This window comes from Sorangium sp. So ce385 (assembly GCF_051474135.1).
Classification (GTDB): domain Bacteria; phylum Myxococcota_A; class Polyangia; order Polyangiales; family Polyangiaceae; genus Sorangium; species Sorangium cellulosum_D.
Map to the genome: position 1 here is coordinate 12,933,018 of NZ_CP150337.1, position 12,152 is coordinate 12,945,169.

General features: G+C 72.7%; 11 protein-coding genes and 1 tRNA gene. 7 read left to right on the plus strand and 5 right to left on the minus strand.

Annotation, left to right across the window (positions count from 1 at the left end; all coding sequences use genetic code 11):
- Positions 1–5: 5 nt before the first annotated feature.
- The 3 genes from WME83_RS47390 to WME83_RS47400 all read right to left on the minus strand — a co-directional run bounded on the left by WME83_RS47390 (position 6) and on the right by WME83_RS47400 (position 2,889).
- Complete coding sequence (locus WME83_RS47390) at positions 6–1,394, minus strand: replication-associated recombination protein A (RefSeq protein ID WP_437316302.1); 1,389 nt, start codon at positions 1,392–1,394, stop codon at positions 6–8.
- The gene (locus WME83_RS47395) at positions 1,391–2,029 is read right to left on the minus strand and encodes a TlpA family protein disulfide reductase (RefSeq protein WP_437316303.1); all 639 of its coding nucleotides are present in this window, start codon (positions 2,027–2,029) and stop codon (positions 1,391–1,393) included. The genes WME83_RS47390 and WME83_RS47395 overlap by 4 nt, the downstream gene beginning before the upstream one ends.
- Before the next feature lie 161 nt (positions 2,030–2,190).
- Complete coding sequence (locus tag WME83_RS47400; protein ID WP_437316304.1) at positions 2,191–2,889, minus strand: YggS family pyridoxal phosphate-dependent enzyme; 699 nt, start codon at positions 2,887–2,889, stop codon at positions 2,191–2,193.
- An 828-nt stretch (positions 2,890–3,717) separates the two neighbouring features.
- On the opposite strand from WME83_RS47400, the gene WME83_RS47405 reads away from it, so the two are divergent.
- Positions 3,718–4,230: a hypothetical protein gene (locus WME83_RS47405; RefSeq protein WP_437316305.1), complete on the plus strand. Its 513-nt coding sequence runs from the start codon at positions 3,718–3,720 to the stop codon at positions 4,228–4,230.
- Between the two features lie 136 nt (positions 4,231–4,366).
- Here WME83_RS47405 and WME83_RS47410 read toward each other — a convergent pair whose 3' ends face one another.
- The gene (locus tag WME83_RS47410; protein ID WP_437316306.1) at positions 4,367–4,870 is read right to left on the minus strand and encodes a cyclic nucleotide-binding domain-containing protein; all 504 of its coding nucleotides are present in this window, start codon (positions 4,868–4,870) and stop codon (positions 4,367–4,369) included.
- 259 nt (positions 4,871–5,129) lie between these two features.
- Positions 5,130–5,564 (minus strand): N-acetyltransferase family protein, encoded by a 435-nt coding sequence (locus WME83_RS47415; RefSeq protein ID WP_437316307.1) that lies wholly within the window; start codon positions 5,562–5,564, stop codon positions 5,130–5,132.
- Positions 5,565–5,737: 173 nt separating this feature from the next.
- Between WME83_RS47415 and rpe the strand changes: the two genes are divergently transcribed.
- The 6 genes from rpe to WME83_RS47445 all read left to right on the plus strand — a co-directional run bounded on the left by rpe (position 5,738) and on the right by WME83_RS47445 (position 12,066).
- The gene (gene rpe, locus WME83_RS47420) at positions 5,738–6,451 is read left to right on the plus strand and encodes a ribulose-phosphate 3-epimerase (protein WP_437316308.1); all 714 of its coding nucleotides are present in this window, start codon (positions 5,738–5,740) and stop codon (positions 6,449–6,451) included.
- The gene (locus WME83_RS47425) at positions 6,448–8,016 is read left to right on the plus strand and encodes a hypothetical protein (RefSeq protein ID WP_437316309.1); all 1,569 of its coding nucleotides are present in this window, start codon (positions 6,448–6,450) and stop codon (positions 8,014–8,016) included. Before rpe ends, WME83_RS47425 begins: the two co-directional genes overlap by 4 nt.
- A gap of 183 nt (positions 8,017–8,199) precedes the next feature.
- Positions 8,200–8,286: transfer RNA gene (locus WME83_RS47430), tRNA-Ser, on the plus strand.
- A gap of 566 nt (positions 8,287–8,852) precedes the next feature.
- A complete protein-coding gene (locus WME83_RS47435; protein ID WP_437316310.1) occupies positions 8,853–9,089 on the plus strand; it encodes a hypothetical protein in 237 nt (78 codons plus the stop codon).
- A gap of 69 nt (positions 9,090–9,158) precedes the next feature.
- The gene (locus WME83_RS47440) at positions 9,159–9,410 is read left to right on the plus strand and encodes a hypothetical protein (RefSeq protein ID WP_437316311.1); all 252 of its coding nucleotides are present in this window, start codon (positions 9,159–9,161) and stop codon (positions 9,408–9,410) included.
- Positions 9,411–9,654: 244 nt separating this feature from the next.
- Positions 9,655–12,066 carry an AAA family ATPase gene (locus tag WME83_RS47445; RefSeq protein WP_437316312.1) on the plus strand — a complete coding sequence of 804 codons (2,412 nt, stop codon included), beginning with the start codon at positions 9,655–9,657 and terminating at the stop codon, positions 12,064–12,066.
- The last annotated feature ends 86 nt before the right edge of the window (positions 12,067–12,152 follow it).

Consider the following 12,152-nt stretch of genomic DNA (forward strand, 5'->3'; position numbering starts at 1 on the left):
GCGCCTCAGCCGCCCTCTCCCCCGCCCTCGCCGCGGATCCGGCGGAGGCGCTCGCCGATCGTCCGCTCGTAGCCGCGGTCTGTCGGCTCGTAGAACCGGCTGCCGACGAGCGGCTCGGGCAGGTAGGCCTCGCCCATCGCGACGCCGCCGGGCTCGTCGTGCGCGTAGCGGTAGCCCTCGCCGTAGCCCTCGTCGCGCATCAGCCGCGTGACGGCGTTGCGCAGCGTGAGCGGGACCGGCAGCGCGCCGTGCTCGCGCACGGCCGCCTGCGCCGACTGCCAGGCCGATTTGCACGCGTTCGATTTCGGGGCCGTGGCGAGGTACAGCGCCGCCTGCGTGAGCGGGTAGAGCCCCTCCGGCATGCCCATGCGCCGGAACGCGGCGTCCGCCGCGACGGCGACCTCCAGGGCGCGCGGATCGGCGTTTCCGATGTCCTCGGAGGCGAAGATCATCATCCGGCGCAGCAGGAAGAGCGGGTCGTCGCCGGCCTCGATCATGCGCATCAGCCAGTAGATGGCGGCGTCGGGATCGGAGCCGCGCATCGACTTGATGAAGGCGCTGATGACGTTGTAGTGCTCCTCGCCGGCCTTGTCGTAGAGCAGCGTCTTGTGCTCGCTCGCGCCGGCGATGAGCTCGCGCGTGATGGTGGTCGCGCCCGCGCGGGCGGCCTCGTCCGCGGCGATCTCCAGCGTGGTGAGCGCCCTGCGGGCGTCGCCCTGCGCGAGCGCCGCGATCGCCGCGAGCGCGTCGTCGTCGGCCGAGGCCGCGCCGGCGAGCCCGACCGGCGACTCGAGCGCGCGGCGCAGCAGCTCGACGAGCTCCGCGGCGTCGAGGCCCTGGAGGCGGAAGACCTTGCAGCGGGAGAGGAGCGGCGCGTTCACCGCGAACGACGGGTTCTCGGTGGTCGCCCCGATGAGGGTGATCGTCCCGTCCTCCACGTGCGGGAGGAACGCGTCCTGCTGGGCCTTGTTGAAGCGGTGGATCTCGTCGACGAACAGGATGGTGCGCTTGCCCTCGTACGAGCGCGCGGCGCGCGCCTGGGCGAGGATCTCGCGGAGCTCCGGCACGCCGCCGAGCACGGCGTTGAAGGGGACGAAGCGGGCGTTGGTCGTGTGCGCGACGACGCGCGCCAGCGTCGTCTTGCCGGCGCCCGGCGGGCCCCAGAGGATCATCGAGGGGATCCGGTCGGCCGCGATCGCGCGCGCGAGCAGCTTGCCCTCGCCGAGGAGGTGGCCCTGGCCGATCATGTCCGCGAGCGAGCGCGGGCGCATGCGCTCGGCGAGGGGCACCGCGGCCCGCAGCTCCGGCTCGCGCTGCCGGGCGGCGTCGAAGAGGGTCGGCTCGTCGCCCGCGGGCCGCCGCCGCGGGCCGCCGCCGCCGCGCGCCGCGCTCATTCGAAGGCCGACCTCGCGCCGGCGGGGCGCTCCGAGAGCAGGACCTCCACGGCGCGGCGCGCGATCGCCGGATCGCGCCCGACCCACCGCACGGTGCCCGCGCCGTCGACGACGAACGTGAGGGGGACCTGCGCGACGCCGTAGGTCCCGGTGAGCCGCTGGCCGAGATCCGCGACGATGGGGAACGTCGCGCCGAGCTCGTACGCGGCGGCCTCGGCGGCGGCCTCCGAGTCGTCGACGTTCACGCCGATCACGGCCACCCCGTCCGCCTTGCGGTCGCGCCAGAGCGCGTCGAGCGCCGGCAGGGTCCGGCTGCACGACGCGCACCACGACGCCCAGAAGTCGATCACGGTGACCCGCGTCCTCCGGGTGCCGGGCACGCCCACGGTGACCGCCGCCGTCGACTCCGCGTGGAACTCCGGCGCGGCGCTGCCCACGAGCGGGTGGCGCACCGAGGCGGGCATCGCGCCCGGCCCGCACCCGAGCGCGAGCGTCGCGCAGGCCGCGGCGCTCGCGAGGGCGCCGGCGCGGCCAGCCGAGCCGAGGCGCGACAGGGCGGAGCGCGCGGTCGCCGCGAGCGTCGCGCGGACGACGCTGACCGAGGAGGGCTTGTTCGCCGCCTTCGCCTGGAGCACGCGGGGAGTTTAACGTCCCGGCGCGCCATGTCCGAGGGCGCGGGGCGAAAAAGAGCGCGCGGCCGCGGAAGGAGCGGCCGCTGCGGCCGGCGCGGAGACCGGCTCGATGGATCGGCGGCCGCGCCGGAGGGCGGGAGCGCGCCGCGCGCGAGGCGCCGGCGTTACCCGCGGGCCCCGAAGATGGCGGTGCCGACGCGGACGAGCGTGGCGCCTTGGGCGATGGCTACCTCGAAATCGTGCGACATGCCCATCGAGAGCTCGGGCAGCACCTCTCGGCCGCCGTGCGCGTCCCGCAGGGCGCGCAGCTGCGCGAAGAACGGGAGGACGTCGGCCGGGTCCTCGAGGAACGGCGCGATGGTCATGAGGCCGATCGGCCGGAGGTGCGCGCACCGGGCGACCGCGGTGACGAGCGGCGCCAGATCGCCGGGCGCGCAGCCGCCCTTCGAGGCCTCGCCGCCGACGTTCACCTCGAGCAGGACGTCGAGCGTGCGGCCGAGCGCGGCGGCGCGCCGGTCGAGCTCCACGGCGAACTCGTCGCGATCCACGGAGTGCACGACCTGCGCGACGCGCGCGACGACCTTCGCCTTGTTCCGCTGGAGCTGGCCGATGGCGTGCCACACGATCCCGTCGAGGTCGGCGAGCGCCTCGGCCTTCTCGACCAGCTCCTGCGCGTAGTTCTCCCCGAAATCGCGCTGCCCGGCCGCGTAGGCGGCGCGGATGGCCTCCGCGGGCTTGCCCTTGGACACGGCGATGAGCCGGACCTCATCGGGCGCGCGCCCGGCGCGCGCCGCGGCGCTCGCGATCCGTCGCCGCACCTCTTCGAGCCGCGGCGCGATGTTCTCCAGGTCTTCAGAAATCACGCCGCACGATACCGCGAGCTGCCGCCGCGGACACGAGGGCGCGCCCCTGCGCCGGACGCGGCAGCGCGGGCCGCGGCGGGGGCCGGCGCGCGATGCCGGATCCCACCGCCCGAGCGGCGTGCCAGAGTGTGCCTGAGGGCCGCGACGATCGCCGGTCAACCCCTGTGATTTCAGGGGTTTTCCCGTGGCATGTGGATTGCCATACTTCCGCGTACCCGCCATGCGAAGCCTGCTGTTGCTTACCCTGCTCCTCGCGGTTGGATGCACGTTCAACCCGCAGCCTGAACCGCCGTTCCAGAACGAGGATCCCTCGCCGCCGGGGGCGACCGTCACCGGGGCCGGCAGCACGGGTGCAGGGGGCAACGGAGCTGGCGCTAGCGCTGGCTCTGGCGCTGGCGCTCCGGATCCAGCATCGGGCAGCGGAGGCGGGGGCGGCGCCGGCGAAGCGGGCAGCTCCACGAGCACGGGCAGCGGTGATGGCGGCGGGGGCGGCGCCGGGGGCGCTGGCGGCGAGGGCGGTGCCGGCGGCGCTGGCGGCGCTGGCGGCGAGGGTGGTGCCGGTGGCGCTGGCGGCGAGGGCGGTGCTGGTGGCGCCGGCGGTCAGGGTGGCGCTGGCGGCCACGGCGGCGAGCCCTGCGGCGACGGGGGCGGTGGAGGTGTGGACTGCGGCTGAGCGAGCGCGCAGCCGGACCTTGACGGCGGCGCCCGCTCCGTGCAGACGCGGGCGGAAGCAGACGGCTCATCGCGCTCGACGCCGCGCTCCCGCGGATGAGAGGGCGCTGCGCAAGCGGCAGGGGATTGCGCAGGGTGCTATTGAGGGGAGAGCTTATGCGCAAGCTTGTCGTCCTTCTGATGGGGCTGGTGCTCGCGGGCTGTGTTTTCAACCCACAACCCGAGCCGCCTCTCTCGGGTATCGGGTGCGCTGACTGCGACGGCGCCGACGAGACCGGGGCCGGAGGGGGACGCGACACGGGCGAAGCCGATGGGGATGACGGCAGGGGCGGCGGCGACCTCACCCCCGGCGCGGCCGGCTCGGGCAACGCTGCCGCGACCGGCGCTGGCAGCACGGGTGGGACCGGGGCCGGTGGCGCGGCCGGCGCGGATAACCCTGTCGGCGCCGGTGGTGCAGGCGGCCCGGGCGGTGAAGCTGGCACGGGCGGCACCGGTGGCGAAGGCGGCGCGGGCGGCACCGGTGGCGAAGGCGGCGCGGGCGGCACCGGTGGCGAAGGCGGCGCGGGCGGCACTGGTGGCGAAGGCGGCGCGGGTGGGAGCGCGGGCGGCGCGGGCGGCGAAGCTGGCGCGGGCGGCACCGGCGGCGCGCTCGGCCAGGGCGGCGCGTGAGGCGAACGATGGGCCAGGCGCCCTCACGCTGAGCGCTCGATACTTCCTCGTAACTCGACGGCGGCGCTGATCTCCCGGGTACGGCCGGGAGACGTTTCCTGAACGTCTTCGCCCTGCGACGCCTCGGTCGCGCCGCTCAGATCCCGGGTCGGCGCGGCCGCGTGTACTCGTCGAGCATGTTCGCGACGAGCTCGGCGAGCAGGCTGTCGGCCACGCGGAGGCGGCGCGACATCTCGCGGGCGATGTTCAGCACGAGGAGGGTGTACGACTTGAGGTCGCGCCGGTAGAGCGCGTCGAGATCGTGGGCGGTGACGCGCATCAAGCGCGACGGGGCGATCGCTCGCACGGTCGCCGAGCGGGGCATCACGTCGAGGATCGACATCTCGCCGAACCAGTCGCTCGGCCCCAGGACCGCGACCCTCGCCTCGACGTCGCGCTTCGAGCGCTTGAGCACTTCCATCTCCCCCGCGAGCAGCACGAACATCTCGCGGCCGCTGTCGCCTTCGCGGAAGGCGACGGCCCCCGGCTGCAGCTCGAGCAGCTCCAGCGTGTCGGCGAGCCCCTGGAGGACGTGATCGCCCAGGCCGCCGAACAGGCCGATCTCGCGCAGCTGCGTGACCAGCTCAGCGTCGCGGCTCACGGGGATGCACCGAGGGCGCCTGCGGCGACCACCACGTCGGCCGACCCGACAACGTCTGCCACCACCTTGCGAACGTATCCGCCTTCTCGCATCGCTCCACCTCGCGGCCCCGAGCCGATGTATCCCGCCCAGAGCGTACGCCGCAACATGAGGACGTCAACGCTCGCCCTCGCGGCGCGCGTGGGCCTCGTCGAGCCGCCTCGCGCCGCGCTCCGCCCAGAAGCCGCGCTGCCGCCGTGCGCGCCTGGCGCGAGCCGCATCAGAGATCCTTGGTGAACACGATCCGCGGGCGCCCAGGCCCGGCGTAGTCTTCGACCTCGGCCGCCGACCAGCCGACCGCCGCGTGGAAGCGCACGGAGCCCTCGTTGCCCAGGGTCGTGATCGCCTTGAGCTGCCGGCAGCCCTCGCGGCGGCAGTCCTCCTCGAACGCTGCATAGAGCATCCTGCCGACGCCGCGCCGGCGGTAGTCGGGGTGAATGCCGACGAGGTGCACGTACCCGATCGCCGCGTCCGGGCACCTGAACCCGAGCAGGAAGCCGACAAGCAACCCGTGATCCTCGACGACGCGGGCAAGACGCCCGAGCTCGTAGAAGAAGATCGGGTGCGCGAGCGCGCTGGTTGGGCCTGCCCACCACCGATCGATCTCGCCCACGATCCGGTCGTAGTCGGGCTTCGTCAGCGGCCGTGTCTCCATGCATCACCTCACTCGAACGGTTCGGGATCCTGCCTTCGGTCTGCAGCGCCGCCGCGCAGGGCACGAGCGCCTCGCGCAGACCTGCGCAGCCTAGCAGCCGCGCCGGCCTCCTCGTAAGCACGCTCGTGGGTGCCCCGCTAGCCGCCGCGCGTCACGCCTGCTAGCGCTACCCTGTGCGTCACGACAAAATCATCGTCGCTCCGTCGATCCTGTCGGCTGACTTCGGTCGTCTCGCGGAGGAAGTGCGGGCCGCCGAGGCCGCCGGGGCCGACTGGATCCACGTCGACGTGATGGATGGCCGGTTTGTGCCAAACATTACGATCGGACCCCTGGTCGTTCGCGCGGTTCGCGCCGCAACGCGTCTTCCGCTCGACGTGCACCTGATGATCGTGGAGCCCGAGCGCTACGTGGACGAGTTTGCGGCCGCCGGAGCCGATCGGATCTCGGTCCACGTCGAGGCGTCGCCGCACTTGCACCGGACGATCCATCAGATCCGGGAAGCTGGCGCGCGCCCCGGCGTCGTGCTGAACCCTCACACTTCAGAAGAGTCGATCCGGCATGTGCTGCCCGATCTGGATCTGATTCTGGTGATGAGCGTCAACCCGGGGTTCGGCGGCCAGCGGTTCATCCCGTCGTCGCTCTCCAAGCTGCGGAGCCTGCGCCAGGCGATCGATCAGGCGGGCCTCGACATCGCGCTCGAGGTCGACGGCGGCATCGCTCCGTCGACGTCCGGGCAGGTCATCGCCGCCGGGGCGAGGGCGCTGGTCGCCGGCTCGGCCGTGTTCGGCGCCGCGGCGCCGGGCGAGGAGCTATCGTTCGACGCGCGCGTGGCGCGGTATGCCGAGGCGATCCGGGCGCTCCGCGCGCCCGCCGCGGAGCAGCTGTGACCCAGCCCGAAGCCCGAGCGGCGGCGGCGCGGAGGCCCGCGGCGGCGCGGGGGTTCGCGGCGGCGCGGGGGTTCGCGGCGGCGCGGGGGCCCGCGGCGGCGCGGGGGCCCGCGGCGGCGGCGCTCCTCGGGGCGGCGCTCCTCGGGACGGCCGCGCTGGCTGGCTGCGCGCAGCCGGCTGCGCCTGCGGCGCGGTCGCGCGCGCAGGCCTCGGACACGGCGCGCCCTGCGCCGCCCGTCGCGCCTCCGCCGGCCGGGGGCGCAGATCCGGTCGGCGAGGGCGAGCTCGACGACGACGCGGCCCGGCTGACCCAGGACGAGGTCGCGCGCGTGCTCGCCCGCGTGGCGAAGGCGCGCGGCCTGCCGGTGCTCCGCGAGGTGCGGAGCCGCGTGCTCACCCGCGGCGAGATCCTGGCGCGGGTGCGCGCGCACGTGGAGCGCGAGATCCCCGAGGGCGTGCTGGATCACCAGCGCGAGGTGCTCGCGGCGCTCGAGCTCATCCCGGCCGACTACGACTTCACCGCCGGGATGTACCGCCTGCTCGAGGGACGCATCGCGGGCTTCTACGAGCCGGAGGACGCGACGATGTACCTCGTCGACGATCTCAGCGAGACCGAGGCCGAGGAGACGCTGGCGCACGAGCTCGTCCACGCGCTCCAGGACCAGAGCTTCTCGCTGGGGAAGCTCCTGCGCTTCAATCCGGGCGACAGCGATCGGCTCGCGGCCACGCACGCGCTCGTCGAGGGCGAGGCGATGAGCGCGATGTTCGATGTGCTGGTCGGCTCGGCGTTCCAGATGGACGAGTCGACGCTCCGGAAGCTCGTGGCGATGTCGACGGCGCTGTCGTCCGTGGGCGACACGCCGCTCGTGCTGCAGGAGTCGCTGGGCGCGCCTTACACGGACGGCTTCGCGTTCGTGCAGGCGCTGCGCCGGGACGGCGGCTGGGCCTCCGTGGACGCGGTCTGGCGCGCGCTGCCGGAGACCACCGAGCAGCTGCTGCACCCGGAGAAGCTCGCCGCGCGCGAGCCCGCCGTCGAGGTGGCTGTCCCGACCGCCGCGGCGCTCGGTCCAGGGTTCCGCGTCGTCTTCGACGACGTGATGGGCGAGCAGGCGCTGCGCATCGCGTTCGCGGCCTACGCGCACCGCGAGGCGGCCATCGGCGCGGCGGCCGGGTGGGGCGGGGATCGGTTCGCGGTGGTCCAGCGGGACGATCCGCAGGACCCGACGCGCCGAGCGTTCGCGCTCGCGTGGCGGCTGCGGTTCGACCGCGCGGCCGACGCGGCGGAGGCGGGGAAGGTGCTCGAGCGCCGCTTCGGGAAGGCGTGCCAGCAGCGCGCGTCGCTCGGGCCGCTCGCGTGGACGGCGCGCGGGAGCGACGTGGCGATCGTCGCCGGGCCGTACGAGCGGCGCGGGGGAGGGGAGGTCAGCGCGGCGGGGACCTGCGCGGGCGCGAAGACGTGGCTGGCGGAGGTGATGAAGGGCGGGGTGGGGGAGAAGGCGGGGGGCGCGACGGGGGGAGCGGCGGGGACGGGGGGAGCGGCGACGGGGAACGGGGGGCGGAGGTAGCGGGGCGCTCGAGAAGGGCGGGGGAGGGGCGAGGGAGGGGAGACGCCGATGTGGAGGCGGAGCACTGCCGGATGCGGGCTGGTCGAGGCCAGGGGCGCCCACGGGCAGGCGGCGGCGCGGCGTGCGGGCGGCGTTGACATGCGGCGCAGGAACGGGCACAAAAGCAAGTCGTTCTGAGTATTTGGAGGAGTGGCCGAGCGGTCGAAGGCAGCGGTTTTGAAAACCGCCGTTGGGGCAACTCAACCAGGGGTTCGAATCCCTTCTCCTCCGCTGAAATCTGCTGTGAGTTCCGGCATTTGCTGCGGTCGTGGGGTGGGACGGGAGAGGACCGCGGCGGACAAGACGGGACCCGAGATTTGGCAAACTTTTGGCACGGCGACCCCCTGTCCGGCACCCGCTCCGGGACCGTTCCCGTGCCTGAGCCGCCTGAGTCGGACCCCTGCGAGTTCGGCGGCGAGCGTACGCGGCGCTCCTGCCCATCGGTCCCCTCGCTTGCCCTACCCGTAACCCGTGCCCGATCGTAAGGGGACGGGTTCGGCGCTCCAGCCTCCCACCATGTTCGGCCGCGTCGTCCGCCCGCGAAAGCAGCGGCGTGGATGTTATCCCGCGGTCGCCTCCCTCTCTTAACCGGCCACCGCCACGGGCGTGGGCTGTGCCTCCACCTGAACGGGGCCGAGCTTGACGACTTCCGCGAGCCGCGAAGCAACCTTGTGTAGCGTCGAACGCTTTGTCCTCTCGGCATCACCTCAATCAGGACAAGGATTCACCAGAGCGGCCTGACCACCGGCAGGAGGACGTCCAGGTCGCGAAGCTGACCCCCGGAGGCCAAGCGCGTCGTGAAGGGCACGCCGCTCGAGAACAAGGCGGAGCTGCTCGCGCTCGCGCGGCTGCCGAAGGAGAAGCTGGCGATGACGGCGCGCGCGGTGGCCTCGGGCGAGGCGGCGACCGTGGCGGAAGCTGTGCAGATGCCACACGGCAAGGGAAGGTGTCGGCGCAGTCGAGCCAGGCGCCGGCCGCGGTGGGGGTCTTACCGAACCGACCCGCCGGCGTCGCCGTCGTCGCGCGCACGGTGACGAAGATCCCCGAGCGGTGCTGGTCGTGTGGCGCTCCCGGCCTGCACCCCCTGCAACGACCGCGGGAGGTTGGCGCGAAGCCCCTCCGGCGAACTCGTGGAGGTCACCTACGCGTACGAGACGGAGGACCTACGCCAAATCAAGCTCATCGACCACGCCATCTCGGGCGCGAATGTGATGGCCGAAGCCCTCGGCGCGATGCCACCGAGCGAGGAACGCGCGAGGCTCGTCCGCGAAGCGGTGGACGCCATCAGGAAGGGGCTCCGGATCCTCAACGGGATCGTCAGCCCGATGCTCGAGCGCGTGCGACGCGCCGCATGACCGGATCCGTGCGGAGCGAGTCACGTCGCTCGACCTCCACATGGCGCGCGTCCCGACCTGCGGCGTCGTACTCAGTGCGCCGAGCAAGGGCATCCTTCCCGCCCCTGCAGTTCCGTCGAGGCTCAGGCCTCCCACCCGGTCTGTAAGAACGGAGACTTGATGCACGGGCCCTCGTGGCGACACGCGCAGGGCTCTCGCGGCCAGGGCTGGTACGCTCGCACGCAGGTACTGCGGAGACCGACCCATGCCCGACCGCACTGACTTCCTCGACACCATCAGCGAGCACTTTCGCGAGGAGATCGAGACGACCATCGCCCGCTCGGATCGCGGCCGCGCACGGATGAAGCTCCGGACCTTCCTCGAGGGCTTCGGCTACACCGCGAGCGCCCGCGTGCGCCAGACATCGCTCTCGTCCGCGCTCGAGAACCTCCAGAGGTGGGGCTACGAGCACAGGCTCAGCGGCAGCACCGTCAACGACTACATCACCATCTGGAAAAGCGACGCGCCCGCCAGCAGGGAGCAGCCCCAGCGCGCGGCCCGCGCCGGCGACGGGAGCGCACGAGGCGTGGTCGCGTGGAAGGACGGCGAGCTTGATCTGCCGGTCGATCCGCTCACGTTCGGCTTCCACGTCGACGACGCGCCGACCGGCGAGCGCTCGAGCGCACTCTGGCATGACGTCATGGCGGCGATCTGGTCGTGCCGCACGGTGTGCCTGATGGTCGATGCGTCCGACGAGATGTTCACGTTGCTGGCCGGCGTCCTGGCGGCGCTCACACGGCGGCGGGCGCTGACGTTCCGGTTCGACGACATGGGACGGTGGGTCGCGCAGGCCCCCGAGATCCTCACGTTGTCACGCCTGCGCTCCGTGACCGGGCAGGGCGACCGCCGCGAGAGCGACGACTTCCCCGGCATCGGTGCGGTCTACCTGATCCGAGACGACCCGCACGACGTGGTCGACGACGAACTCACGGCGTTCGTGCGCGAGGCGTTCGTCCCGCACACGTACCGGGTGCGCGCGATTTTCACCACGACGACGGCCGACCCTGGCCCTGATGCGCGCCGCGCCGCGGACGATCCGAACTACCCTCAGCTTCTCCGCTGGCTTGCCGCATATACCGGTGCGCCTTCGGTGGAGGCGGACTGGCAGGATGGCGACGTGGAGGTGCAGCTCTCGAGCCTCTTCGCCGACGCGGTGCGCGCGGCCGATGCGCTCCTCGATCGGGCCACGTACGAGGTGACGCATCCCAAGTTCGACGCGGGCTACGAGGGGACCGAGCACATGGTGCTCAAGGCCGTGATGCTGGAGCACCTCACGACCCGCTTCCCGAACGAGAACGTGCTCGTGGAGCGCGTGCTCGAGATCCCCGCGGATGTCGACGAGACCGAGGCGGATGTGCCGGACATGAAGGTGGCACGCCCCGACCTTCGCGTGGGGAAGAAGCTCTGGGTCGAGGTCGAGACACTGCGCGGCATCGCGCTCCGCGGGTCGAACCCGTTCTTCTTCCTCGAGAACAAGCTCCGCCGGAAACGGGCTGCGATGCTCGAGTGCGAGCAGGTGTGGCTCCTCTTCCCGCGCGACGTCGCGTTGCTCGCCCGGCACCAGGTCTCCGCGATCGTACGGAACGTTGCTGGCGACGCGCTCGATCGCGTTCGCCTCGGCTTCGTCGACCTGCAGGACCGTCGCCCGGTCTTCGTGAGCCTGCTCGATCCTCCTCGCCCGCAGGTTCGCATCCGAGGGGTCGCGTGGCGCGAGGCGCGCAAGCCGATCGTGGAGCGGCCACTCGACTGGACGGACGTCGCTGGTTACGCCGACCTGAAGGCCCGCTTGCAGAGCGATCTGCTCGCGCCGCTTGTCGAGCCGTCCCGCTATCAGAGCTTCGGCGTGAGCGCCCCGAACGGCCTGCTGCTGTACGGGCTCCCAGGGTGCGGCAAGAGCTTGATCGGACGCGTGCTGGCGGGTCAGGCGAGCCTTTCGTGCCGACGGCTCGTGCCGAGTGACCTGACCTCGATGTGGCTGGGCGAGGGGGTCGAGAAGATCCGGGAGGTCTTCACGTGGGCCCTGAAGCAGGCGCCCTCGATGTTGATACTGGACGAGTTCGACGGCGTTGCCCCGCAGCGGTCCGAGATGAACATGCACACGGACGAGAAGCGGCAGGTGAACGAGCTCCTCGCGCAGCTCGATCGCCTCTCGGGGCGCTCCGTCGTCGTCGTCGCGACCACGAACTACGCCCGCGGCATCGACTCCGCGGTGCGCCGGAGCGGCCGCTTCGATCTGAAGATCCCCGTCTTTCCCCCGCAGGAAGACGACCGGCGCGAGATCTTCGAGCACTACCTCGGCGGCGATCAGCGGCGCGGCATCCGTGGCATCGACGGCATCGACACGCACGCGCTCGCGGCCAACACGCGGCTGTTCACGCCGTCGGACATCCGGTGCGTCGTCGAGGGCGCGGTGCGCCGAGCGGTGTGGCGCGCCGGCGAGCACGGCGTTCCCACGCTCGATACAGGAGAGCTCCTGGCGCGCGTGGGCGAGCACCCGCGCACAATCCAGCGTGACGACGCCGTCCGATGGCTCGAGGAGGCCCGCCTGGAGCTCGGGCGTGCGGACGCTACCCTCGAGTGGCTCGAGCGGGAGGTGCAGGACATCCTCGGCACGTAGCAGGTCTGCCTGCGGCATCCGGTCGGCGTTGTACATGCTCACGCCCACAGGGACGGGAGAGCCGAGAGCAGAAGTTGTACGTCCCG

Excerpts from the sequence above, each read along its gene's own strand:
- WME83_RS47390 (WP_437316302.1), bottom strand. The coding sequence starts at position 1,394 with ATGAGCGCGGCGCGCGGCGGCGGCGGCCCGCGGCGGCGGCCCGCGGGC.
- WME83_RS47405 (WP_437316305.1), top strand. The coding sequence starts at position 3,718 with ATGCGCAAGCTTGTCGTCCTTCTGATGGGGCTGGTGCTCGCGGGCTGT.
- WME83_RS47415 (WP_437316307.1), bottom strand. The coding sequence starts at position 5,564 with ATGGAGACACGGCCGCTGACGAAGCCCGACTACGACCGGATCGTGGGC.
- WME83_RS47445 (WP_437316312.1), top strand. The coding sequence starts at position 9,655 with ATGCCCGACCGCACTGACTTCCTCGACACCATCAGCGAGCACTTTCGC.